Origin of the sequence: Sphingopyxis sp. A083 (assembly GCF_001468495.1) — a bacterium.
Classification (GTDB): domain Bacteria; phylum Pseudomonadota; class Alphaproteobacteria; order Sphingomonadales; family Sphingomonadaceae; genus Sphingopyxis; species Sphingopyxis terrae.
Genome location: NZ_LNSK01000003.1, coordinates 311,532 through 336,889, shown reverse-complemented (window position 1 = coordinate 336,889; position 25,358 = coordinate 311,532). Strand labels below are relative to the sequence as shown.

The 25,358-nt window shown below is 60.8% G+C and carries 21 protein-coding genes; 7 read left to right on the top strand and 14 right to left on the bottom strand.

Annotated features, from left to right (window positions below; translation table 11 throughout):
- Positions 1 to 35 precede the first annotated feature (35 nt).
- The 3 genes from galE (at position 36) to ATE59_RS08875 (ending at position 4,189) form a co-directional block, all read left to right on the top strand.
- Positions 36 to 1,061, top strand: a complete 1,026-nt coding sequence (galE, locus tag ATE59_RS08885; protein WP_058812103.1) for a UDP-glucose 4-epimerase GalE — start codon at positions 36 to 38, stop codon at positions 1,059 to 1,061.
- 801 nt (positions 1,062 to 1,862) lie between these two features.
- Positions 1,863 to 2,879 (top strand): NAD-dependent epimerase/dehydratase family protein, encoded by a 1,017-nt coding sequence (locus ATE59_RS08880; RefSeq protein ID WP_058812102.1) that lies wholly within the window; start codon positions 1,863 to 1,865, stop codon positions 2,877 to 2,879.
- The gene (locus tag ATE59_RS08875; protein ID WP_269434526.1) at positions 2,879 to 4,189 is read left to right on the top strand and encodes a nucleotide sugar dehydrogenase; all 1,311 of its coding nucleotides are present in this window, start codon (positions 2,879 to 2,881) and stop codon (positions 4,187 to 4,189) included. The genes ATE59_RS08880 and ATE59_RS08875 overlap by 1 nt, the downstream gene beginning before the upstream one ends.
- A 44-nt stretch (positions 4,190 to 4,233) precedes the next feature.
- Here the strand turns inward: ATE59_RS08875 and ATE59_RS08870 are convergent, their stop codons facing one another.
- The 7 genes from ATE59_RS08870 to ATE59_RS08840 form a co-directional block, all read right to left on the bottom strand.
- Positions 4,234 to 5,226 (bottom strand): hypothetical protein, encoded by a 993-nt coding sequence (locus ATE59_RS08870; protein WP_058812101.1) that lies wholly within the window; start codon positions 5,224 to 5,226, stop codon positions 4,234 to 4,236.
- A 22-nt stretch (positions 5,227 to 5,248) separates the two neighbouring features.
- Positions 5,249 to 6,013, bottom strand: a complete 765-nt coding sequence (locus tag ATE59_RS08865) for a class I SAM-dependent DNA methyltransferase (protein ID WP_058812100.1) — start codon at positions 6,011 to 6,013, stop codon at positions 5,249 to 5,251.
- Positions 6,014 to 6,028: 15 nt separating this feature from the next.
- Positions 6,029 to 7,168: a DegT/DnrJ/EryC1/StrS family aminotransferase gene (locus ATE59_RS08860; protein ID WP_058812099.1), complete on the bottom strand. Its 1,140-nt coding sequence runs from the start codon at positions 7,166 to 7,168 to the stop codon at positions 6,029 to 6,031.
- Positions 7,168 to 7,581 (bottom strand): hypothetical protein, encoded by a 414-nt coding sequence (locus tag ATE59_RS08855; RefSeq protein ID WP_058812098.1) that lies wholly within the window; start codon positions 7,579 to 7,581, stop codon positions 7,168 to 7,170. The genes ATE59_RS08860 and ATE59_RS08855 overlap by 1 nt, the downstream gene beginning before the upstream one ends.
- Positions 7,582 to 7,592: 11 nt before the next feature.
- Positions 7,593 to 8,660, bottom strand: a complete 1,068-nt coding sequence (gmd, locus tag ATE59_RS08850) for a GDP-mannose 4,6-dehydratase (RefSeq protein ID WP_231737224.1) — start codon at positions 8,658 to 8,660, stop codon at positions 7,593 to 7,595.
- A 64-nt stretch (positions 8,661 to 8,724) separates the two neighbouring features.
- A complete protein-coding gene (locus ATE59_RS08845; RefSeq protein WP_058812096.1) occupies positions 8,725 to 9,801 on the bottom strand; it encodes a hypothetical protein in 1,077 nt (358 codons plus the stop codon).
- A complete protein-coding gene (locus ATE59_RS08840) occupies positions 9,795 to 11,159 on the bottom strand; it encodes a lipopolysaccharide biosynthesis protein (RefSeq protein WP_156416750.1) in 1,365 nt (454 codons plus the stop codon). The genes ATE59_RS08845 and ATE59_RS08840 overlap by 7 nt, the downstream gene beginning before the upstream one ends.
- A gap of 249 nt (positions 11,160 to 11,408) precedes the next feature.
- Between ATE59_RS08840 and ATE59_RS08835 the strand changes: the two genes are divergently transcribed.
- Positions 11,409 to 11,963 (top strand): sugar transferase, encoded by a 555-nt coding sequence (locus tag ATE59_RS08835; protein ID WP_058812094.1) that lies wholly within the window; start codon positions 11,409 to 11,411, stop codon positions 11,961 to 11,963.
- Between the two features lie 4 nt (positions 11,964 to 11,967).
- Here ATE59_RS08835 and ATE59_RS08830 read toward each other — a convergent pair whose 3' ends face one another.
- Positions 11,968 to 12,849 (bottom strand): NAD-dependent epimerase/dehydratase family protein, encoded by an 882-nt coding sequence (locus tag ATE59_RS08830; protein WP_058812093.1) that lies wholly within the window; start codon positions 12,847 to 12,849, stop codon positions 11,968 to 11,970.
- Between the two features lie 41 nt (positions 12,850 to 12,890).
- Between ATE59_RS08830 and ATE59_RS08825 the strand changes: the two genes are divergently transcribed.
- On the top strand, positions 12,891 to 14,051 hold the full coding sequence (locus tag ATE59_RS08825; RefSeq protein WP_231737223.1) for a glycosyltransferase family 4 protein: 1,161 nt from the start codon (positions 12,891 to 12,893) through the stop codon (positions 14,049 to 14,051).
- Between the two features lie 14 nt (positions 14,052 to 14,065).
- Here ATE59_RS08825 and ATE59_RS08820 read toward each other — a convergent pair whose 3' ends face one another.
- The 6 genes from ATE59_RS08820 to ATE59_RS08790 all read right to left on the bottom strand — a co-directional run bounded on the left by ATE59_RS08820 (position 14,066) and on the right by ATE59_RS08790 (position 22,692).
- Positions 14,066 to 15,307: a hypothetical protein gene (locus tag ATE59_RS08820; protein WP_156416749.1), complete on the bottom strand. Its 1,242-nt coding sequence runs from the start codon at positions 15,305 to 15,307 to the stop codon at positions 14,066 to 14,068.
- A 17-nt stretch (positions 15,308 to 15,324) separates the two neighbouring features.
- Positions 15,325 to 17,523: a GumC family protein gene (locus ATE59_RS08815; protein ID WP_197409151.1), complete on the bottom strand. Its 2,199-nt coding sequence runs from the start codon at positions 17,521 to 17,523 to the stop codon at positions 15,325 to 15,327.
- A 38-nt stretch (positions 17,524 to 17,561) separates the two neighbouring features.
- Positions 17,562 to 18,254, bottom strand: a complete 693-nt coding sequence (locus tag ATE59_RS08805; protein ID WP_231737222.1) for a polysaccharide biosynthesis/export family protein — start codon at positions 18,252 to 18,254, stop codon at positions 17,562 to 17,564.
- A 74-nt stretch (positions 18,255 to 18,328) separates the two neighbouring features.
- A complete protein-coding gene (locus ATE59_RS08800) occupies positions 18,329 to 19,744 on the bottom strand; it encodes an O-antigen ligase family protein (RefSeq protein ID WP_058812088.1) in 1,416 nt (471 codons plus the stop codon).
- Positions 19,745 to 19,760: 16 nt separating this feature from the next.
- On the bottom strand, positions 19,761 to 21,731 hold the full coding sequence (locus ATE59_RS08795; protein WP_231737221.1) for a polysaccharide biosynthesis protein: 1,971 nt from the start codon (positions 21,729 to 21,731) through the stop codon (positions 19,761 to 19,763).
- A gap of 169 nt (positions 21,732 to 21,900) precedes the next feature.
- Complete coding sequence (locus ATE59_RS08790; protein ID WP_058812087.1) at positions 21,901 to 22,692, bottom strand: metallophosphoesterase family protein; 792 nt, start codon at positions 22,690 to 22,692, stop codon at positions 21,901 to 21,903.
- A gap of 230 nt (positions 22,693 to 22,922) precedes the next feature.
- Between ATE59_RS08790 and wecB the strand changes: the two genes are divergently transcribed.
- Entirely contained in the window at positions 22,923 to 24,038 is a 1,116-nt protein-coding gene (gene wecB / locus ATE59_RS08785; protein ID WP_058812086.1) for a non-hydrolyzing UDP-N-acetylglucosamine 2-epimerase, read from the top strand.
- Positions 24,028 to 25,323, top strand: a complete 1,296-nt coding sequence (gene wecC / locus ATE59_RS08780; RefSeq protein ID WP_058812158.1) for a UDP-N-acetyl-D-mannosamine dehydrogenase — start codon at positions 24,028 to 24,030, stop codon at positions 25,321 to 25,323. The genes wecB and wecC overlap by 11 nt, the downstream gene beginning before the upstream one ends.
- Positions 25,324 to 25,358: the final 35 nt, after the last annotated feature.

Genomic DNA, 25,358 nt, shown 5'->3' with positions numbered 1-25,358 from the left:
CGAAGCGCTAGGCAGGCGGTGCAAGGAGGCGATGGGTGAAGGTCTTTGTTACCGGCGGTGCCGGCTATATCGGCAGCCACACGCTCGTGCAGCTTTTGGCGGCGGGGCATGAGGTGTGCGTGTTCGACAATTTCGCGAACAGCTCGCCCGTCGCGCTCGACCGGGTGCGGCAACTGACCAACCGCGACATGGGGCTAGTCCAAGCGGACATTCGCGACGCCGACGCGCTGTGCGATGCGGTGACCACATTTGCGCCCGACGCCGTCGTCCATTTCGCCGGGCTCAAGGCCGTCGGAGAATCAAGCGACCTCCCGCTCCTCTATTATCAGACCAACGTCAGCGGCACGATGAACCTGCTCGCCGCGATGGATGCGGCCGGGTGCACACGGATCGTCTTCTCCTCATCTGCAACCGTCTATGGCGAGGCGCATTATCTGCCGTTCGACGAGGATCATCCGATCGCCCCCACCAACCCCTATGGCCGGACCAAGGCGATGGCGGAGGGCATCATCGGCGACTGGGCCAAAGCGACCTCGGACGCGTCGGCGGTGCTGCTGCGCTATTTCAATCCCGTGGGTGCGCATGAATCGGGCCGCATCGGCGAAGACCCGCAGGGTATCCCCAATAATCTGATGCCCTATGTCGCGCAAGTTGCCGTCGGACGCCGTGCCAGCCTGCAGATATTCGGGGACGATTACGACACGCGCGATGGAACAGGCGAACGCGACTATATCCATGTAGTCGATCTCGCGGCTGCTCATCTCGCGGCCATCGAATGTGCGGCATCAACGTCTGGCTGCGAAGCTGTTAACGTCGGCACCGGCCAAGGCGTCACCGTCCGCGAACTGGTCGCCGCCTATGAACGCGCCAGCGGACGACCGATCGCGACCAATGTTGTAGCCCGGCGCTCTGGCGATGTCGCAAGCAGCTATGCCGCGACGACGAAAGCTGCCCGGCTGCTGAATTGGCGCGCGGCATTCAACATCGACGACATGTGCGCAACGAGCTGGCGCTGGCAATCTACTAACGTCGACGGATATGGCGCCGGAGAGACCCAATGACGATATTGATTGCCGGAGTCGCAGGCTTCATCAGTATCACATTGTCGCCACCCTATCTCGCGCGCGCGGCGAACGGGTGATTGGCATCGATAATTTACCTATCACACGCTCGGCGCTCAGCGAGGCGCCCGCGGTTCGCTGGAAAATCCGGCGGCCTATATTCACTTCGACGTTTCCGGCCACCTCAACATGCTGGAATTGGCGCGTCGCCGCGGCATCGAGTCTATGTCTTCACACAGTTGGTTTACGGCATGCAACGTGACATGCCGTTCCGCGCGCAATCCCGCGCCTGCACGCCGATATCGCTCTATGGGGCTACCAAGCGTGCGAGATCGATTGAAGGGTCCGGCGGTTGGAGAGGCCACACCGTTTGTATAATATCGGTAATAACTGGTCGGAAAAGCCGTCCGATATGGTTGCCGCTATAGCGGCGACCTGCGGCCACCAAGCCGAAATCAACCCACTGTTGATGCGGACGGGTGGCGCGCGGAAAGCTTGACGGCTTCCACCGGCCGTTGAAACCTTCCAAGGGATCGTGGAAACTATTCTCGAGCGCGAAATCAAAGGCGTCTGTGTCGAGTGTTGACGTCATGAATGCAAGTAGCGCGGCTCTCTACTGCTCCGGCTCCCCTCATGTCGTGCACCAACGCGCCATTCCTCGGGTCGAACACGCCCTTGTTCGCAGTAATGTCCGGTTTGGCTTGTCCGGGAGAGATTGGCCATGGCGATTGCGCGCCGCCTGTCCTATGGCGCACCGGCGCGCCTCCAGGCGACCATGTCCAGATTCGGTAGAATGGAATTATGAAGAAGATATTCGTCACGGGCAGTGCCGGCTTCATCGGCTTTCACCTCTGCAAGCTGCTGTTGGACGAAGGTTTTGAAGTATTCGGCCTCGATGCCATGACCGACTATTACGACGTACGGATCAAGATCGAGCGCCACCGCCTGCTGACGTCGCGCTCCAATCGCTTCACCGCACGGGAATTTCGCCTGGAAGAGGCCGACGAGCTGATGTCCTATGTCCGCTCGGTCCAGCCGGACGCCATCGTTCATCTCGCGGCGCAAGCCGGCGTACGGTACAGCCTCGAAAATCCGCGCGCGTATATCGACACGAATATCGTCGGCACATTCAACATCATGGAATGCGCACGCGAACTCGGGATCGGCCACCTTCTCATGGCTTCGACCTCGTCGGTCTATGGCGCAAATGAGGAAATGCCTTTCGACGAGCGGCAGAAGACCGACACACCTCTCACCATCTACGCGGCAACCAAAAAAGCCAATGAAGCGATGGCGCACAGCTATGCGCATCTTTGGGACCTGCCGACGACGATGTTTCGTTTCTTTACGGTCTATGGCCCCTGGGGCCGACCGGACATGGCACTCTTCAAATTTACGAAGGGCATTATCGATGGGACCCCGATCGATATCTACAATCACGGCGACATGTGGCGCGACTTTACCTATGTCGAAGATCTGGTACGCGGAATCCGGCTCCTGATCGACGCGGTTCCTCCCGGGATCGCTGATCGCGGCGAACCGATCCTTATCGACAATCTGTCGCCCGCGGCGCCGTTTCGCATCGTCAACATCGGCAATTCGGACAAGGTCCGTTTGCTCGACTTCGTCGAAGCGATCGAAGATGAGATCGGGGTGAAAGCGCTTCGAAACTATATGGACATGCAAACGGGTGACGTGCCGGCAACATGGGCCGACGCGTCGCTGCTCGAGGCTTTGACCGGATATGCGCCGCGTACCGACTTTCGCACCGGGGTGCGAAATTTCGTCGCCTGGTACCGGGAATATTACGGAGTTTGATGATGACCGACGTGAATAGCGCCGATGCCGCCGCGGCGTCCTATGACGATGCCGTCGTTGCGATTATCGGCCTCGGCTATGTCGGCCTGCCCCTCGCAGTCGAATTCGGGAAGCAGCGCCGCGTCGTCGGCTTCGATATCGACGCGCGGCGCATCGAAGAGCTGCAGGCGGGCCATGACCGGACGTTGGAAGTCGAAGGCGCCGAACTGGCCGAAGCGGAAAAGCTCGTCTTTGCACACGATCCCGAAGCGTTGCGCGAATGCCGTATCTTCATCGTGACGGTGCCCACCCCGATCGACGCGCACAAACGCCCAGACCTGACCGCTTTGAAGCGCGCTTCCGAAATGGTCGGGCGAGTGATGCCCGCGGGCGCACTCGTCATTTACGAGAGCACCGTCTATCCCGGCGCGACCGAAGAAGATTGCGTGCCTGTGCTCGAAAATGTTTCGAGCATGCGGTTCAACAAGGACTTTTTCGCAGGCTACAGCCCCGAACGCATCAATCCCGGCGACAAGGCGCACCGGCTGCCGACGATAACCAAGGTCACCTCGGGTTCGACCCCGGCGATCGCCGAAGAGGTCGACCGGCTCTATCGCGCGATCGTGACTGCCGGCACGCATAAAGCGCCCTCGATCCGCGTCGCCGAAGCGGCAAAGGTCATCGAGAACACACAGCGCGATCTCAATATCGCACTGATCAACGAACTCGCGCTTATCTTTGCTCGCATGGGCATCGACACGCTCGACGTGCTGGAAGCGGCGGGCACCAAGTGGAACTTCCTGCCCTTCCGCCCCGGACTGGTCGGCGGCCACTGCATCGGGGTCGACCCCTATTATCTGACGCACAAGGCGCAGGCGGTCGGCTATCATCCCGAGGTCGTGCTTGCGGGCCGGCGAATCAACGATGCGATGGGTCATTATGTGGCGAACCGGCTGGTACGCGAGATGATTGTTCGCGACATCGCGATCAAGGGCGCACGCGTGCTCGTCCTCGGCCTGACGTTCAAGGAAAACTGCCCCGACCTTCGTAATACGCGCATTGTCGACATCGTCGCTGAACTGGAAGGCTATGGCATGACGGTCGATAGTCACGATCCGTGGGCCTCGGCCGACGAAGCCCGGCACGAATATGATATCGAACTCGTGGAGCCCGCCGAAGCGGCCTATGATGCGCTCGTCCTTGCGGTCGCGCACGACGAATATCGCGACATGGGCCTGCCGGGCATCCTGAAATTCGCCAAATCCGAATCCGCCCCCGTTTTCGACCTCAAGGGGATATTGGACGATCGCACCTCGACAATTCGCCTGTAGCCTGCCCAAGCGGGGCGCTGTCGGCACCGCACCCTTTGTGACCTTTACCAGGTTCCGCTGAAAAACAGCCGCGGCAGGTTGATCACATAAGGTAGGATCACAGCGCTGCTCAGCACCAGAACGGCGCCGCGATCGAATATGTCGCTTTCGCCATCGCCTCGCGATACCGACCATTCATAGGCGAGCACGACAAGCGCGCCCATGATAAGAAAGCGGTTGAACGTCGGCAGAATGAAGGCCGAAACGAGAAACATCGAGGCGAAGGCCACAACATAAAGCGGAATATATCGCAGGCTCTTCGTCGGGGCCCGTACGAACAGGTAAGCGGCGGCAAAGATTGCGACGCCGAAATTCTTCAGGCCGCGCGAAGCTTCGGTAAGATCGATGTCGACCCGCGACCCGAGCACCGAACTTTCGAAGAAAATGACGACGCATGCAGCGGAAATCGCCAGGAGGGCCAGCCGGCGGCGATAAGCAAGTATGCCGGAAAGCAGCATCGAAATATGAATGCAGGTCAGGACCAGCGTCATTCGGCCCGCCTTGAACAGGCTCACTTCGCTGCGGCACAGGAAATAGTAGAAATAAATAAGCGCGGAACAATAACGAAGGGACGATGTATCCAGCGTCAATACGAATGCGCAGAGGATCAGAAAAGAATAGTCGTTTCGGCGAACCCGGAAAGACATGATCATCCCGGCGATCTGAATAGCGCTTTCCACGAGGAGCCACAGCCTGAAATCACGAAGCAGAAGGATCAGACCCGAATGCAGAGGCTCCAATTTTGTCAGGAAGAATATCTCGCTATCGTTTACGAACGACAGCATATACACGTATGAATAATAATTCATCGTGTCGGAATTGTAGTCGAAACCCCTGAAGCCCCCGGCCGCGATCAGCGCAACGGTGATGACCAAGGCGATCAAGCTCATCGGCAGCTTGCGGAATACCACCCAGCCGACGAGCGCCGCCAGAAAGGCACTCCCCGCATAGATTTCCAGCCAGAGCAGGTCTTCGCCGAATATTTCCCAGGCAAGCACCGGCCGAACGCCTCGTCAGACCTCAGACCGCAACGGCTGAGCAGAAAATATTCCAGCTGTCGTCGTTCGGTTCGCCGCCCGCCGGAAAGCTGCGGATGACCGGCGGCCCGAACCCGGCGACCTCGAGCAACAACTCCAGTTCCTGCGGGAAGAAATAGCGCATGTCATGGGTTTCTTCGGCATGGCCCAAATAGCGATCGCCGTCCACCGTCCACAATTTGAATGTGACATGCGCCAGATGCCGAAAGCTGTCGATCGCCGTCGAGGCCGACCGGATCGTCTGCCCTTTCGCGCCTTCGACCACGCGGACGCGGTCCTCGGGCCGCACGCCGAGCACGGCAGGGCCATACCAGCAATCGAAAGCAAAGAGGCCGCCGGTACGCAAATGACGACGCACATTCCGCAGAGCGGCCAGCACTGCTTCGTTGCTGTTCATATAGCCGAGCACCGCGAACATCATCGTCGCGACGTCGAATGGCCCCTCCGCCTGAAAATTCCGTGCGTCGCCGACCAGAAAGTCGAGCTGCGCTTTTTCCGGAAGCGTCCGCGCCTTTTCTTCGGCGAGCGCGATCATCGACGGCGACATGTCGACGCCGACGCAGGAAATCCCGCGCCGCGCCCATTCGAGGCTGTGCCCCCCGGTGCCGCAGCCGATATCGAGGACACGGCCCATCGCGACGCCGTTGTTTCTCGCGGCCGCAGCCACGAGATCGCATTCCGCGACATAATCCTTGTCGCCATACATCGCATCATATTGGTTGGCGTAAGAGGTGTCGAAGACGGTCATGTCGCGGGGCTTTCGTTAGCTCAGAATCTTGCGGACGGCAGCGCAGACATGATCCATCTGCTCGGCGGTGATCGCCAGCCCGGACGGTATGTACAAGCCCTTGCGGGCAATCCGTTCGGTCACGGGATAGGTTTCGCCCAGGAACAGGCCCATGTCGTGGAACACCGGTTGTTCGTGCATGCCGAGGAAGAAAGGACGCGATTCGACACCCTCCGCCTTCAAAGCGGCGGCGAAGCTTGCCGCGTCCAGCGGATGGTCGTCGTCAAGAAGCAACGGATAGACCCAGAAAACACTACGCCCCCAATTTTCTTCCATCGGCAGCTGGACGCCCGGCAGGTGGCCAAGGCGCGCGGTATATTCGGCGGCGATCGCGCGCTTGCGCTCGACGATGTCCTCGATGCGCTTCACCTGGTTGACGCCGACCGCGGCCTGCATATTGGTCAGCCGGAATTGATGGCCCAGTTCGGTATGCAAAAAACGCCGGTCGGGACGAAAACAGAGGTTGCGCAGGTCGCGGCAGCGTTTGGCAAGGTGATCGTCGCTGGTAATCAGCATCCCACCTTCGCCGGTCGTGATCAGCTTGTTGGCGAAAAAGCTGAACGTCGCGATATGCCCCATGCCGCCGCAGACCCGCCAGGTCGCGCTGTCGGTATCGCGGCCCGACAAATAGCGGGCGCCATGGACTTCGGCCGCGTCCTCGATGATCGCCAGGCCGTGTTTCTCGGCCAGCGCGAGGACGGGATCCATATCGACCGGATGGCCGAACATATGGACGACCATGATCGCCTTGGTCGCCGGCGTGATCTTGGCCTCGATCTCATCGGTCCGCATGTTGAAAGTGCGCGGGCAGCAATCGACGAGAACGGGTTTCGCGCCGACGCGCACCGCCGCGAGAGCGCAGCTGATAATCGTATAGCTGGGCATGATGACTTCGTCGTCCTGCCCGATGCCCAACGCTTCGACCGCGACCTGCAACGCCACGGTGCCGTTGGCGACGGCAATGCCATGAGACTGGCCGCAATAATCGGCCCATCCCTGCTCGAACTCGTCGACATAGCGCCCGGCGGATGAAATCCATCCGCTGCGGAAAGCTTCCTCGAGAGGTTTGAAGTCCTCGTCGGTCAGCAGCGGTTCGTTAACCGGCACCCACGTCATCAAAATCGTTCCTTGTCTTTGTTGCCGGCATAGGGGCCCTGCTTCACTTCGAACAGGACCGTGTCCTCATAGAGATGAAAGCCGTGCCCCCCGCCGAGCAGCAGAATGATCGCGCCCTCTTCGAGATCGCGCTCCGCGACAAAATTCCGCCCGCTGTCGTAGATGGTGACCCGGCATCGCCCCTTGCGAACCACGATACACTCGTTCGTGCCCTCTACCTGCCGGGTGATCGGAAGGTGGACGTGCGCCGGGATGCCTTGCCCCGCGCCATAAACGATCATGCCCATCTGCAGGCTGAAATCGCCCGGCGTCATGAAGGTCGTTTCGGACGGCAGCCAGTGCGGGTCGACGATATAGGCGAGCGGGACGCCCGCATCGTTCGCAATGATTTCGACAGGCGAAGACTGACTCATCGCGGATACCGTCAGAAAAGCGAGCGGCGCGCGCTGCTGGCCTGTTCGATTTCCGCCTCGACCAGATCGGCGTCGGCCATCTCGTCGACCAGCGACTGGAAGTCGACCTTCGGTACCCAGCCCAGCTTGGTGCGTGCCTTCGTCGCGTCGCCGAGCAGCGTCTCGACCTCCGTGGGACGAAAATATCCCGGATCGACCTCGACGATGCAGGTGCCGTCCGCGAGATACCCCTTCTCGTCGACGCCCTCGCCTTCCCACCGGATATCCATGCCGAGGCGGCGGCCAGCCACTTCGACGAATTCGCGTACGCTATGCTGCTCGCCGGTCGCAATCACGAAATCCTCGGGCTTGTCCTGTTGCAACATCAGCCACTGCATCTCGACATAGTCGCGTGCATGCCCCCAGTCGCGCAACGCGCCGAGATTGCCCAGATACAGGCGCTTCTGAAGCCCCAGCTTGATGCGGGCCAGCGCGCGCGTGATCTTGCGCGTGACGAAGGTTTCGCCGCGGATCGGGGACTCGTGATTGAACAGCACGCCGTTGCAGGCATACATATTATAGGCCTCGCGGTAATTGACCGTGATCCAATAGGCGTAAAGCTTCGCGACGGCATAAGGCGAGCGCGGATAGAAGGGCGTGGTTTCCTTCTGCGGCACTTCCTGCACCAGCCCGTAGAGTTCCGAAGTCGAGGCCTGGTAAAAGCGCGTCTTTTCGGCAAGACCCGAGATTCGCAGGGCCTCCAGAACGCGCAACACCCCGACGGCGTCCGAGTTCGCCGTATATTCGGGTTCCTCGAACGAAACCGCGACGTGACTCTGGGCAGCAAGATTATAGAATTCGTCCGGTTCCACCTGCTGAATGACGCGCATCAGGCTGCTCGAATCCGTCATGTCGCCATAATGTAGAGTCAAACTGCCTCCACCTTCGTGCGGGTCGGAATATAGATGATCGATACGCGCCGTATTAAAGATCGAAACGCGCCGCCTGATACCGTGGACCTCGTAGCCCTTCTTGATCAGAAACTCTGCCAGATAGGCGCCGTCCTGACCGGTAATACCTGTAATAATTGCCTTTTTCATCAACGAGGTCTTTCAAAATGCAGCGCCGCGCTAACTAGAGAGAGGCGCCGCGCAATGCAACAGATTAGCGTCCTTTAACCCACGCCCGAACGGGTTTGAGCAAAGGGATGTGACTGAGTGCGGAACGGATGCGGTAAGGACTGACGAGGCGGCGCAGCATCGTCGCACGCCCCTCGCTCACCGGCGCGATCTCGCGCGCATGGTGACCGCGATGCGCCGCCAGCAAACCGGCGACTTCTCCGACCCGCCCGTCCAGTATCGCATGCCAGATGATCGTATGCGCCTCGGCATACGACTGCCACGTCAGGCCCGCGACCGAACCTGCGCGCCGATCGACCTCCTCCGCGAGGTCGCGGAACACCGTTTCCAGCTCTTCCTGCGACCATATGGCATGGGTGATACCGCCGGGAAGGTCGACATGAAAGCCCTGCGGCGTGACGATCGTCTTCACCCCTGCGGCCAATGCGTCGAGCGTTCCGAGCGACCCTTCGTCCCGGCCCAGATAGAGATAATAATCGAACGCCGGCACGCGGGCCATCATCTCGACATAGTCGGCCCGGAAATCATCGGTCCCAGGCGAATAGGCGACCTCGGCCCCCGCTGCTTCGAGGAGCGGGATGACGTCTTCCCAGCCGAGGCCGAAAATTTCGAACCGGAACCGGTCGAGACGCATCGTTCGCGCCATTTCAACCAGCATGGCCTCGCGCTTGCGGCCGTCGGCATAGAGCCGGGTGGTCAAGCCGATCACGATGCGCCTCGGTGCGGCCGCGAAATCATGGCCGGGCACCGCAAAAGCAAGCGACGTCTCGCCCACGCCCGCGGCAACCAGCGTGTCGCACGTATGGCTCGACAGCGCGATTCCAACATCGACACCCGAGGTCAGCTCGCTCTTGACCAGGCCTACCTTGTAGGGATCGTCGAGGTGCGTGATGAGCATCGTCGCCGGCGTGTTGTGCGGCACGTTGGCGAACGCATAGCTCATCCAATGGTTCACGTCGGCGTCGGCGTCCTCGGCCTCGCCCACCGAAACAGCAAAGCCGAAAGCCGGGGCATGTTCGGCGATCCGCGCAGCCATCTTTTCGATGATCCACGACCGATTGTCCTGCGCGAGGACCAAATGCGCCTTGCGGGCCTTTACCATGTCACGATCTTCTTTTTAACGAGCAGTATCCACGAAATGACGAATGCCGCAGCATAGGCGACGGACAGCCCGAGCGCCGCGCCGGAAAGGCTCCAGGATGCCGCACCGATCACCAGCGCCGCGATTCCGATGCCTGCTCCCAGCAAACCCGACCAGGCCTGAAGCGCGGCATTGCCCGACGCGATTGCGACCGAATGCGTCCATATGAACGGCAGTGCGACAACGATCCACAAGGATATCAGGGGATATATCGAAGGGACGTCGCTATATTCGGGCCCGAACACATAATGTGCGAGCGGATAAACCAGTGCCCATCCCGCAAGATATACGAATAACGCAATGGCAAGCAGATAGATCGTGGTCTTTTTCAGAATAGTGGACAGTTCGGCCATCTTCCCGTCGGCGACATAAGCAGCGACGTTCGGCAGAATGACGACGAAGATCGGATCGACGCATTTCCAAGCCATACCGGCGATACTCTTGGCAATCTTATAGACCGCGACATTATGCTGCGAGAGGAATATCCCGCATATCAGCGTGTCGAGTTCCTTCACCACTGAATCGACGGCAGAAATCGTCTGGCTGCTGAAGAGCAGCTTCGATCGCTCGCGGTAAAAGATCCATAGTTGATCCGCCGCACCGGCGAGACCGGCGATGGGGCCGTAGCTCCGATGGGCGATACCGCGCGCGAGGTACAATATCCACAGGTTAATGACGATCGCCGGCGGAACCTGGACCAGAAATGCCGTTTCGACCGTCGCTTGCCCTAGAAGAAAGACGATGCCGAAACCCAGCAGCCTCAGCGCCCAGTCCAGCGACTGAAGCAGTGCATATTTGTGAATTTTTCCCGAGAGGCGCATGATTCCGATCGCGGGACCAATTCCGACCTTGGCGCCAAACACCCCCAAGGCCGCCAGCCACGGGATCCCTGGATCGACGTCGATTCCGAGCGCTCGCAGAACAAGAAAACCAGCGGGTACCGAAATGCCGAACGCTACGGTTCGCGCGAGTACGTCGAAAAGAAAAAGCGACCGCATGTTGCGCGCCGAATCTTCCGCGCTCGCCTTTTCGCTGAGAACGACGATCGAAACTTCCTGGATACGGTAATCGAACAGCGCGTTTACGACCGTCGGAACCGCCATGGCGAGCGCATAGGCGCCGAAATCCTGTGGCCCGAGCACACGGCCCGCAGCGAGAATATAGAGCGCGCCGAAGATGGCGACGCCGAAACTGGCGGCATATTGCCAAGCCATGTCCCGCAGGGAAAACAGCCGGATCTGTCGAGCCGCATCGCCGAGCCTCGAGAAAAGTCCCATTTTTTCTATTAGTCGATTTCTTGATTGAGGAACTCCGATCACGCCACGTCCGCTCGTCGGTGAGTGACTTGCGAGCGCAGGCGAGGTCGGGAGCAAGATCGCCCGGCCGCCCTATAGGCCGAAGCGCCGACGCGCAACTCTTCTGATGCCGCGACTCCCGCCAGTCGCAACCGGACTCAAATTTCCAATAGCCCGGAAAGCTCGCGCCATCTATACGCGCGCACCGTGCACTCGGCGAGCGCATCGCATTCCACTTTCCGATCTCAGGACCATGACGGGTATATTTTCGATATGACGAAGCGCTTCATGGATATAACCGTTTCGCTGCTTCTCTTCGTCCCCGCCCTCCTTATCTGCCTGATCGCGAGTCTCGCGATTTTCATCGACATCAGGGCCAATCCGGTTTTCACACAGCGACGAGTGGGCCGTAATCGCCGTCCCTTTACCCTCGTGAAGATGCGGACGATGCCGCCGGACACGCCCCACCTCGCCTCGCATCAGGTCGGTGCGGCCGCGATCAGCCGGACCGGAACGGTTCTGCGCCGGCTCAAGATCGACGAATTACCCCAACTCTGGTGTGTTTTGCGCGGCGAGATGAGCTTGGTCGGCCCTCGCCCCTGCCTCGAAAGCCAGACCGAATTGGTCGCGGAACGGGACAGGCTCGGCGTTTTCCACATTCGGCCCGGGATAACCGGGCTCGCGCAAATTCAGGGCGTCGATATGTCGACCCCGGTCAAGCTTGCTCAGATCGATGCGGCCTACGCCGCAAACCCGAGCGTTATGGCGGATATTTCGATACTTGTTCGAACCGCCATCGGCGGCGGCCGCGGCGACGCGGCCGCCTGATCTTCTATCCCGTTCGCGTCGGCGGGTTCACCGCCCTGCCCATGGCTGCGCGAACAATATCGTCAGGAGGCACCAGCCACTGCGGGCTTGCCGCGCGGGCAAAACGGCCGCCATCGAAAGCCGCGGCGCCAAACAGGCTCTCTCCGCGTCGGCCAAGCAGCTTCTGCAGCATCCGACGCCCCAGTTCTCCAACGGAGAAGACGCGTTTGCGACGCCCCGCCGCGACGAGCATCCTCGCGTAAAGCTCCTCCGACGTGAGCGGCGCGCTGTCGGTCACGATATATGTCCCAGCTTGCCCGGTGCGAATCGCAGCGAGCACCGCTTCGACGAAATTGTCGACGTGCATAAAACTGCGACGCCCCTCGGCGCCCTTCAACGGCAAAGGCAAGCCACGCTCCGCCGCGCGGCGGAAGAGCGCAAAAACGCCGGGCGCATCCTCCGCGATCAGGATCGGCGGACGCAATATCGTCAGAAGGGGCCCGCCGCTCGCAATGCGGTGGAGAGCCTCGTCGCCGCGCAGCTTGCTTCGCCCATAGGGGCTGTCGGGCCGGGGCGTTACGGTGTCATCCAGCAATTCGCCGAAATTGCTGCTACTGGCGACGGCCGCCACGCTGCTGACGTGCACAAACTGCTTCACGGCGGCATTCCGCGCGGCTTCATATAGTCGCTGTGGAATGATTACATTGGCCAGTTCGGCCGCCTCCCCCACGCCCGATTTCTCGCCGACGCAATTCACCACCGCGTCGCACCCGGCAAGAAATCCGGGAATATCGCCCTGCTCCATATCCCGCCGTGACAGGATGCGACATGTCACGCCGTCGCGCGCGAGGCGGGCGGCCAGATGGCGCCCGAGAAAACCGCTGGCACCAGCGATCGCGACTTGCATATCGATCGATTCCTTTACATCAGACCGGATCACTAAATCGGGTGCGGCGCGCGCAGTCGACCACTTTCTCAAATCATTCTCAAACGAGACCCATGAGCAAAATTCTGATCAATGGATCGCATCCGCAGTATCTCGTCAATTTCCGCGGCCCTTTGATTCGGGACCTCATCGCGCGCGGACATGAACTCCATGTCTCGTCGCCCGATCTCGATGGAGAATGGCGCGACGCCGTTCTTGAGCTCGGAGCCACGCCGCACAGCGTCCCGCTGCGTCGCACGCGGATCAGCATATTGGGCGATCTCAATTATCATGGCTTCATCTATCGGCTGATCCGCAAGGTCGGGGCGGATTTTGTCCTCAACTACACTATAAAGCCCAACATTTGGGGAAGTTTGGCCGCCAGCCGCGCCGGAGCGCGGTCGGCAAGCATGGTCACAGGATTGGGGTTTGCCTTTATCGCCGGCGACGGGCTGGCACGCGCGGCGACCCAGAAAATAGCACAGCGCCTTTATCGCATGGCGACCGACGCCAACAGCCATGTCGTCTTTCAGAACCCCGACGATCTCGCCGATTTCATCGCGGCGGGAAGCCTCCGCAAGCCGGACAAGGCTGTGATCGTCAACGGCTCGGGCCTCGACCTCGATCATTATAATGTCGCGCCGCTTCCGCCCGCCCCCGTGTTCCTCAGCCTTGCCCGCCTTTTGCGGAGCAAGGGGCTGGAGGAATATGCCGAAGCCGCGGCGCAGGTCAGGACCACCATACCGGCGGCGCGTTTCCTGCTGGCCGGGATGCTCGATACCGGTCCCGATGCGGTAAGCCGGGAACAACTCGACCGCTGGATCGCCTCGGGTATCGAATATCTCGGTCATTTGAACGACGTACGTCCCGCCATTGCGCAAGCGTCGGTATTCGTCCTCCCGTCGTGGCGCGAGGGCACACCTCGCACCGTATTGGAAGCGATGGGGATGGGGCGGCCCATCATCACCACCGACGCGCCAGGATGCCGCGAGACGACTGTCGATGGCGTAAACGGGCTCCTCGTCCCGGTTCGGGATGCCGGCGCCCTCGCCGATGCGATGATCCGGCTTGCACGCGATTCCTCTCTACGGGCCGCATGGGGTACCGAAAGCCGGCGAATGGCCGAAGAGAAATATTCGGTGGACAAGGTCAATCAGTCGCTGATCGAAGGCCTTGGCCTATAAGGATTCCAATATCCTTACCGCGCCTTTCCGGGAGCGCGGCCTCCGGCCAAGGACAATTTGCCGATCGAGAACAAGGTCGGGTTGCGGCCGATGCCCCCGGCGACGCGCATATCGAGCCGGACGAGTCTGCAGCCATCCGGTACCCGCAGCTCATGCGTCCGCTTCAGCGGCACGGACGTCGCAAGCAGATCGTTGGACCGGATGATCGTTTTCACCGACGGGCCCAGCAGGCACGTCATCTCCCAATTTGCCGATGCTTGCAAATTGGGCGTTCGATCGATCACCTGCCAACGGAATGCCGAACCGGCAGGGGGCGTGAAAATCTTGCTGGCTGCGATCCCGACCGTACCGGGCGCGCCCGTTATTTCCAGTCCGGTCTGGCCGTCGTCGAGCGCGATCGGAACCGCGCCTTGCTCTGCCCCATCAGCAAATGCCCAGACGAAGGGAGGATACCCCTCGGTTGCGTCGGCGGTCACGCTCACGCCATGCAAGCTCTCTTTTTCCGCGCCGGGCAGCTGCGGGTGCAATCGCAGTGCTAGTTCATATTGCTTTTCCTGAAGCAGCCTGCCGACCAGCTGCGCATAGATGGGACGGATATACGGAACATCGGGCGCAACCGCCCGGCGGTCGATCAACAGCTGCGCAACCGGGGCCGAACGCGGCAGCCTTGTTACCGCTGCCTGGACAAGATCCAAAATCCACGGATTATCACGCCTGATATAGGGAGCAAGGTGGCGGCGTCCCTCAGGCGACATGATGATCATGGCGAGCGCTGGCATCATCTCGGTGGTGGCGCGATGATCACCGCGAAACATCAGGTCGAAGTGACGTATCCCCTCGGGCGGCGAGCCATAGCGCAAATTATCTTGCGCCAGCCAGAGCTGGACCGCCCCGTCACGCCGCGACAGGCGATCGGATTGGCGCATCGCCTTTCGCGCATCTGCCATATTGCCTTCGATCTCCAGCCCCTTGCCGACGAGCCACAAGGAACGCGGATTCAAAGGGGCGAGCTTCAGCGTGGCGCGCCCGGTATCGATCAGCCGCTCAGAATCGACCTTTTTACCCGGCTCGTACACGCTGATCGCCAGACGCATCTGCCCACTGCGCCAGGAAAAAAATCCGGCACCGAGGGGACGGAAACTGTCGATCGCCAGTCCGATTGAGGCCGCGGCCTGCGAGAATGCGAGCACCGCCAGAAAAAGACCGCAAAGCCAGCCCAGAAAAAGCTTCAGCCCAATTGTTCTCGCGCCCGTCACGCCCTTACCGTCCTCGCTCAGTTAGCGCCGTCAGTGGCAGCAGCATCCTTGCCATAGCTATATCCATAGCCGTAGCCGTAGCCATAGCCCGACTGACGCGCTCGATATTTGGTGAGCAGCGCCCCGAGGATGTGGGCACGCGACTCCCGAAGACGTGTGATCGCCGCTTGCGAGGCGCGTACCGCCGTCCGGTCGGCTTCGATCACATAGATCAGCCCCTCGACCACATTGGCGATAAGCGGTGCATCGGACAGTCCGAGCATCGGCGGGCTGTCGAGGATAACATGATCAAAGCGTTCCGAAAGCGCGCGGACCAGCGAGGCGAGACGGTCACCGCTAAGAAGTTCCGAAGCGCTCGGCGGCACCGGCCCCGCGCTGATGAAGCTGACGTTGGACTTGCCGATCGTCTGAATGAGGTCTTCCCAATTATCCTCGCCGGCGAGGAAGTTCGACACCCCTTTCGAATTGTCGAGACCGAGCCGCGTCGCCACGACGGGACGGCGCATGTCGACATCGACCAGAACCACCGAACCCGATGTGCGGCCGATGACGCGTGCAAGCGAATAGGCCGAAGTCGATTTCCCTTCCGAAGGCGACGTGCTGGTCAGCGCCATCGTCCGCGGCAATCCATGGTCAGTCGAGAAGCCCAGATTTGTCCGGACGGTCATATAGGCTTCGGACAGAATGGATTTCGGATCTTCGATATCCGAAAGCACCTCGTCGTCGACCACCGGGATCGCGCCGAGCAAAGGAACGCCGAGCCGGTCCGATATCTGCTGCGGCTCACGCACGCTTTCGTCGAGATTTTCGAGGATTACGACGGTCAACCCAGCGAAGAGCAAGCCCAACAAAAGCGCCGCCGCGAGGTTCAGAACCAAACGGGGCGACGACGGCTTGACCGGATTGACCGCATCATCGACGACCGAGATATTGTTCGTGCCGACGCCGGCAACGCCGATTTCCTTGTAGCGTTGCAACAGCCCGTCATACAGTTCGCGATTGGTATCCACCTCACGCTGATAGATATTATACTGGATGCTCGAACGGTTTTCCGTATCGAGCCGGCCCAGCAATCTGTCGACCCGGGCGCGAAGATCCGTTTCCCGCTGGACCGCCGCATTATAGTCCGCGCTGTACGCTCCGCGAACGCGCGTTTCCTCGGCCGAAATCGCACGATCGAGGGCCGCGACCTTCTCCCGCGCGGCTTGGGCCTGCGGATATTCGGGTTCGAACTGGACCAGCAATTCCTGGTAGGCAGCGTTGGCTTCCGCGCGCCGCTGACGCAGCGTACTCAGCGACTGGTTCGAAAGACCGAGCTGCGTAGCGCCAGGCGCCCGCGCTGCGCTCAGCTTCGATTCGGCTTCGGCCCGTTCTGCGGTTGCCTGGACGAGAAGACGATTGAGCTGTTCCAGATCGCTCGACGCCAAGGTCTGGGTCGTCCGTGTACGCCCGTCCTCCCCCTGGATTTCCGACAGTCGTACAATGCCCTGTCGCGCGGCGTAGTTCACAAGGTCGCGTTCGGATTTTTCCAACCGGTCGCGCAGCCCCTGCAGACGTCCTTCGAGATAGATGCGCGCATCCGCCGTCGACGCCAAGCGGCGATCCATGCTTTGTTGCACAAATTCGTTCACCCAGGTACTTGCGATCAGGCGCGACAATTGCGGCGAAGCGCTGGAATAGCTGACGTCAACGAGCGCCGAGCCGCGCAGCGGCGAGATCCCGACATTATCGAGCAGCAATTCGACCGCCTGCCGCTCGCGTTGGCGAAGATCTGCGGCCGAAACCGGCCCCGACCGGAGACCGGAGAGCAATCCCTCACCCTCAGGCGTTTCGCCATGCGCTGCGAAAAATTCGGGATTACGCGCCAGCCGCAAACGACGCTCGACGCGCTCCGCGAGTGAACGCGCATTGAGCAACGAATATTGGGTGAGGTAAAACTCCTGATCGGGAGCGTTGCTATCTCGTTTCAATCCCTCGACGTTGGTCACATTGGCTTGTTCACGAGCTATCTCGATGCGCGATGTCGCTGTATATTGCGGCGTCATCAACAGCGTGATAATTGCTCCTGCAACCGTGACCGCTGACACAATGGCAAGCGCCAGCCAGATATGGCGCCGAACGGCGTTCCAGTATTCCAGCAGCACCGGAGCAGACCAGAAGGGCCTTTCGGCTCCGTTTTCCGATCTTGCCATGTTACCCACCGCAGTCGTCGTCATGTTTGACATCAGGGAAATTCTCGTTCGATTTCTATAGATCAGTTTTTTTTGTCCAGAACCGCTACCAACGGCGATACGAACAGCGGCGAAACGGATACGATCTGCTGGAATAGTCGGCGCCCCGGCGAATCGCCGACCACCACTATGTCGTTGGGGTAAAGTACGGGGTCGGCATAGGCGCCGCGGCGTACCGCCGCCAGATCATAAAGTGCGATCATCTGGCGCCCGTTCACCTCGCGATGAATGACAACCTCGCGCAAACGCGCGAATTCGGTGGCCCCGCGCGCGGCCGCAACTGCGCGCATCAACGTCATTCCTGGAAGGATCGGATAGTTGCCCGGCTCGGCCACTTCGCCATCGACCGTCACGAAATTACTTACTGATTGTTCGAGGTTGACCGCTACCTGCGGGTTGCGGACATAGCCAGCGCGCAGTTGCTGGGTGATCCGGTCTGCGGCCTCGCCCAGCGACAGGCCGGACACCTGGACAACACCGGCGATGGGTAGGGAAATATTGCCCGAGCCGTCGACCGTGACGCGCCGGTCCGCAAGATCTTGGATACCCATGACGTCGACAATCAGCTTGTCGAACGGCCCGACCTTATACTCGAAATTCTGGTCGGCACCGGTCTGCCCCTGCGGCCCCGGCAGCTCGGACATGTCCACGCGAGTCACCGAAGGACCACCTAGTCCCTCGCCCACAAGACCCGACGCGCAGCCGGCAAGGAACAAGGCCAGCGCTATCGCGGTGACGCGAGGAAGCACTTTCACGCCGGTTTTCGTAATATTACGCCGCATAGTCCCAGTCACTTCCGATTAAATCCATAAGCATTGGCGCACCACACCGCTGCGATCGTAATATAAAGCAGGAGCGACGGAACTCTCAGCGGATAATCGGTCACACTGGCCAAGGCAAGCATTGCCACGACCGCGAAACCCGCGCGGCCCAATATCTGTGCCGCATAGTCCCCTTCCTCGGCGGCGACGCGGCGACTGCGCCAGAGCGACGCGAAGGCGACGCTCGCCATATACGCTGCCCACAACAGCAGGAGGAGAGCCGGCAAGCCGCCGGTCAGAAGCCATTCGAGATAATCGTTGTGCGCGTGGTTGAAATAGAATGGGGATACCAACCTGTCAGGTTCGAAGATCTGATATACTTCCACAAAAGTTCCGATACCGCTGCCGAATGGAAAGAAACGCCGCGTCGCTTCTGCGAGAATCGGAAAGGAGCTGAAGCGGAGTTCCGATGCGGGATCGGTCTCCAAAAGACGATCGAGTGCCGGCGTGTTCGCAGCAACGACCAGCCCTACGACGAGCAGGAACGCCGCTATACCTAGCCCCACAAGACGCGAGCGATGCCTACCGCGCATTCCGACGACGCGGCCCTGCGCGGCCGGCGCGCGATAGACCCACCATGCGAGGGCCAAACCGGCCGCGGCGAGCACGATGCCGGCGCGCGATCCGGTCATCAGGATGAACGAAAGCAAAAGGCACGCCCCCGTCAGCGTCATCGCCTTATGAAAGAAGAGCGTATCCGGCTTACCCTTGAAGAGCGAAAGATTGGCGGCGAGAAGCGGATAGAGCGTGGCCAGCAGCGCCGCCTGATGGTTGCGATTGGCGAACAGGCCGACCCCTAGACCGTTGTTAGTAATTCGATAGAAGTAAAGCGCGCCGTTCGACGGGCCTATCGCCTGGATCATGCCGATGACACCGCTCAAAAGCCCGACCACGATCAAGAACTGCAATATCTGCCGGTGCCGCCGCAAGTCGAGGGCCAGCGCGGCGATCAAAAGGGCTATCGGCCCCATCAGGGAGAACAGCGCATTCCACGTCCGCGCCTGCGCCATCGACAGCGGCTGCCAAGGCATTTGCATTCCGGCCGCCCGGTAAACATCGGCGACGACCTCGCGGCCCGGCAAGGCCGTCCATACAGACGGCGGCAACGGAATCACATGCAGCACCAGCAACAGGGCGACGGCCAGCGCGAACAGCAGCAGCGGCTTGCCGCGTCGCCAGGCCTCCCCACCACAGGTGACTGCCGCGACACAAAGCAGGACGGCTGACAAAGGACGCCAGACCAGCAATGACACGATATCGTCGCGGCCACTGCCCGCCATCAGAAAGGCTGCCCCCAAGAGGACAAGCGCGATTACAAATGCCGGGCGCCCCGGACCGTCAATGCCGGCCTTGCCCCGAATCCTGTTCAAGAAATTTGTCTGCATAAAGTCGTGCACTCGCTCAGGCGCCCGCAGCGCGCAAGTTCCCGATCCGTTTGGGAGCCGTCGAGCGGTCGGTTTGCGCATAGTCAGGAACCGCGCGGCGAACAACCGCCATTGCTTTGTCGACATCCGCCCTGTCGAGCGCCTGCTCAAGTTCATAGAGCAGCGCCGCAAGTTTGGTCCAACCGAGCTTCGCTTCCTGGGCGCGCATGATCCGACTATGCTCGGTCGGCAGCGGATTGTCGCCGAGCAACAATTCTTCGTACATTTTTTCGCCCGGGCGAAGCCCGACCTCCTCGATCGCTATGTCGCCATCGGGATTGGTTTCGTCGCGAACGGTGCATCCCGACAGTTGGATCATTGAATGAGCGAGGTCATAGATGCGAATGGGCTGACCCATGTCGAGCACGAAGACCTCACCTCCTTTCGCCATGGCACCCGCCTGCATCACCAGCTGGGCCGCCTCCGGGATCGTCATAAAAAATCGCGTCACATAGCGATGCGTCAGCGTGATGGGGCCTCCCGCAGCGATCTGTGCCCGAAAGCGCGGCACAACGGATCCGCTCGAACCCAGCACGTTGCCGAACCGCACCATCGAAAATATGGTGCCACTTTTTACGTCGGCACGCGCCTGCAAAACCAGCTCGCAGATGCGCTTCGAGGCACCCATAATGTTGGTCGGGCGCACCGCCTTGTCAGTGCTGACAAGAATGAAGCGCGACGCGCCCACCCGTTCGGCTTCGATACAGCAGCGATATGTGCCGAATACGTTATTGCGAAGGCCGGAGATCGGGTTCGCCTCGACCAGTGGCACATGCTTGTAGGCAGCCGCATGAAACACCGTTTGCGGCAGGTGACGGTCCATAATGCGCGCCGCGACCAACGGCTCCGAAATATCGGCGAGCTCTGCGAAAATCTCAGCACTATGATCCGCCGCGACAGTTTCTTCGAGCTCGGTATGAATCGTATAGAGCGCGAACTCCGACTGTTCGACGAGGATCAGGCGGCGCGGGCGGCGCGCAAGGATTTGCCGACACAATTCGGATCCGATCGAGCCCCCGGCGCCCGAAACCATTACGACTTTGTCCTCGATGGCACCCTTTAACAAGGTTTCGTCGGGTGGGACGGCGTCACGGCCGAGCAGCTCCTCGACCTGGACATCGCGCAAATCCCGAACCGAAACCTTGCCGTCCAGGATGCTTGCCATGCTAGGAAGCGAACGGACACGCACCGAATGGGGCTTCAGCTGTTCGACGATCTGCAATCGCCGCGACCGCGAGACGCTCGGCAGAGCTAAAAGTATTTCGTCGAGTGCCAACTCGCCGATCACGCGGCCGATATCGCCTGTGCCGTAAATCCGCACGCCATCGATCCGATGGCCCTCGACGCTCGGATCGTCGTCGAGATAGCCTGCGAGGGCTACTTGGCCGTCCTGCTGGATCGCGAACGCCAGTTGTTGCCCTGCCCGCCCGGCCCCATAAATCGCCACACGCTGACCGCGCGCCCGCTTTGCAACATGCAGAATGTCGACGAGCGCATAACGGATGGCGATGCGACTAATGGCAAGCAAAAGCAGGAAGATCATCGGCTGCAACACCCCGATTGTCCGCGGTACCCCCGCAATGCCGATGAACATGAATATCGTGATCATCGGCAGCGAGACGAGCAGGCAAGCGGCCGCGAGGTCCATCATCGTCCTGCCGCCCGCGAAGCGGATAATCGATCGATAGATGCTGCACCAACGGGCTGCGATCAGCCAAGCTGGAATGACTGTCGCCAAAACGATCCCGACTGCGGGGCTGACAAGATCCCACTTACCGAGACGGATGGAAAATGCCAGCCAGACCGAAATCACGCAGAGCGCCAAATCCATGGCCAGCGCGATCAGGCGACGTAACGGACGCGGGAGGTCGGCCAGCCGCCGCAATCCGGCAACGATCGACATGATGATAAAGGTGGAAAAGTCATCGGGGCGAGGCCGAATCGTCATGGAAGCTTTCCAACTTTCGCATAATTGGTCTTAATGATGAGGGCATTCCGCGTTGCCAAAGCCCAACCTTGTCAACTTCATCCCGAAGGAGAAGGTGCAGTCCCCGTCGATATCGGGAGGGATAGGGTCACGCAACGGCAAAGGTAAGGTTATGGCGGTGCCTCTTTGTCTATGCCGCCGCGAGGCCGGACATTGAAACTCCCTTAGTCTTTAGATAGCATCTTGCTGTTCCCTCAAGGACGATTGCCGTCAACACGCCTGATCGATAGGCGCCGGTATCGATACCGATGCGGTTCGGACATTCGTCGATTTCGTCGCGGATCGTATGCCCATGGACGACCATAACCCCGTGATCGCGTTCATCCTGCAGGAAATCTTCCCGGATCCAGCGCAGGTCGGCGAACGATTGCCGTTCCAGAGCTATGCCGGGACGGATGCCGGCGTGGACGAAAACATAGTCGCCGATCGTGATGATGTCTTCGCCCTGGCCTAGAAAGTTGACATGCGCCTCAGGGACCATCGCGGGCAGACGCTCGGCCACCTCCTCGAAACTTGCGGACGTGAGGCTCAGATCGTCGTTCCAATAGCTGGCGACGGTGGCGTCGCCCCCTATCCGCATAAAATAGCGCAAACGGCGCACATCGCCGGTCAGCGCCGCCAGAAAGCACTCTTCATGGTTTCCGATAAGCAGTCGAGTGTCCGGAAACTCGTGGTGCAGCGACATCGCCCGCTCGACAACCTCGGCCGATTCAGGGCCGCGATCAATGAGGTCGCCCAGAAGAATCAGCGTGACCCTTGCCGGACCCCGGTTAGCATTGTCTGCACGAATCTGGTCCAGCAGCTCGGCAAAGAGATCGTCACGTCCGTGAATGTCGCCGATCGCATAGACGCGCTGCCCTTCCGGGACAGAAAAACTGCTTCGTGCGGTTTCGTCCGACTTGCTTGTCCGCTTCCAAAACATCGGAATTAGAACCATCCCACTACAAACAAAATGCATAATTCGGGCAGAAACGAATGTGGCGCGCGAATGGCGTCGCTCCTAGTCCCCCGGCACGTCAGTTGCAACCTACGCACGAGGGCCCTGAAAGTTCATCGACGATTGGGCATTCTATCATTTCCTTGCGGGCACAAGACTTTAAGAGTGTTGCAAGCTCTTCCGTGTAGGAGTTTTTCGCGACAAGGAGTTTTCGAATGCGCGTTATGACGGTCTTCGGCACCCGCCCGGAGGCGATCAAAATGTTTCCCGTCGTGCACGCGCTTCGCCGCCAACCTGGCGTCGAAGGGCGCGTCTGCGTCACCGCGCAGCATCGCGAAATGCTCGATCAGGTTCTCGACATTGCGCAGATTAGGCCCGACATCGACCTTGACGTCATGACGCCAAACCAGACGCTCGATGCGCTGCTCGCCCGGCTGGTGACCAGCCTCGGCGAGGTCTTCGATGCCGATCGCCCCAACCGCGTTCTTGTCCATGGCGACACGCTGACGACGATGGCGGCGACGCTCGCCGCCTATTTCCGCAAGATTCCGGTCGGCCATGTCGAAGCCGGGCTGCGCAGCGGGAATATTTATCATCCTTGGCCCGAAGAGGTGAATCGCAAGGTCACGGGCGCGGTCGCCGACCTGCATTTTGCCCCGACCGAAACCGCGGCGGCGGCGCTGCGAGCCGAAAATGTGCCAGCCGAGCGGATACACGTCACGGGCAACACCGTCATTGACGCACTGCTCGCGACAAAAGCGCGCATCGACGAAAGCCCGTCGCTAGCCGCTGGTCTCGACCAACTCGTCGAACGCTTTGCTGGCAAGCGCATCGTCGCCGTCACCTCGCACCGGCGCGAGAATTTCGGGGACGGGATGCGGGCGATTGCCGAAGCCATCGCCGCCATCGCCGCGCGCCCCGACGTCGCGGTGATCTTTCCCGTCCACCCGAATCCGCAGGTCCGCAGCGCGATGGAGCCGCTGCTCGCCGCGCTATCCAACGTCGCGCTGATCGACCCGCTCGATTATCCGCATTTCGTGCGCCTGCTCGCCGAATCCGACCTTGTGCTCACCGACAGCGGCGGCGTGCAGGAGGAAGCGCCGTCGCTCGGCAAGCCGGTGCTCGTGATGCGCGAAACGACCGAGCGGCCGGAAGGCATTACGGCAGGCACGGCAAAACTCGTCGGCACCAACAAGGACCGTATCGTTACCGAAATTTTCAGCCTTTTGGACGATAGCGAAGCCTATTCGGCGATGGCCCGCGCGCACAATCCGTTCGGCGACGGCCTCGCTGCCCAGCGAATTGCGGAGATTGTCGCGCGTGCCCATTGATACCGACCAGCAAGTTACCGTCCTCGGCCTCGGCTATATCGGGCTGCCGACCGCGGCGCTGATCGCGCGGTCGGGTTGCCGCGTCACCGGCGTCGATGTCAGCGAGAAGGTCGTTGAAACGGTCAACAGCGGCAAGGTGCATATCGAGGAAGTCGATCTCGACGGGCTCGTCCAGGGCGTCGTCGCACGCGGCGCGCTCACCGCATCGACCGAAGTCGCGCCCGCCGACAGCTTCGTGATCGCCGTGCCGACGCCGCACGACGCCGATCATCGCCCTGATATCAGCTATGTGCTGGCGGCAGCCCGCGCGATTGCGCCCAAGCTGCAAGCCGGCAATCTTGTCATCCTCGAATCGACATCGCCCGTCGGCACGACCGAAAAGGTCGCCGCGCTGATCGCCGAATTGCGACCCGACCTTAAGGTGCCAGGCGCGTGCGCCGGTGCCGCCGACATCTTCATCGCCTATTGTCCGGAACGTGTCCTCCCCGGCCGCATTCTGGTCGAGCTGGTCGATAATGACCGCTGTATTGGCGGTATCACGCCGCGCTGCGCGCGCCGTGCGATGACCTTCTACCGCCAGTTCGTGCGCGGTGCCTGCATCACGACCTCGGCGCGCGCCGCCGAAATGGTCAAGCTCGTCGAAAACAGCTACCGCGACGTCAACATCGCCTTCGCCAACGAACTGTCGATGATGGCCGAGGAAATGGGCGTCGACGTCTGGGAGGTGATCCGACTCGCCAACCGCCATCCGCGCGTCAACATCCTTCAGCCCGGCCCCGGCGTCGGCGGCCATTGCATCGCGGTCGATCCCTGGTTCCTCGTCCACGGCGCGCCCGATCACAGCCGCCTGATCCGTACCGCGCGCGAGGTCAATCTCGCGAAGACTGCGCATGTCATCGGCGCCGCCGAAATGCTGGTGTCGCAGCACCCGCAGGCGCGCGTCGCTTGCCTCGGCCTCGCCTTCAAACCGAACATCGATGATTTCCGCGAAAGTCCTGCGGTCGAGGTGGCGGCAGCCCTCGCTCGCCGCTTCGGCAAGCAGGTCGACATCGTCGAGCCCTATGCGCGCGGGCTGCCGGCCGAATTCGCCGGTACCGGATCCGAACTCATCGACCTCGATACCGCACTCGCGAAGTGCGACCTGCTGATCGTGCTCGTCGATCACGACCTGTTCAAATCGATCCCGCTCGAAGAACGGTCGGACAAGATCGTCTATGACACGCGCGGTCTCTGGCTCGACCAGCCCGGCGGGAGCACCCCCAACCGGCTCCATCGCGCTGCCTGAGGTTCTCCGCTTGACGCTTCCGGGGCAGGCCCGCA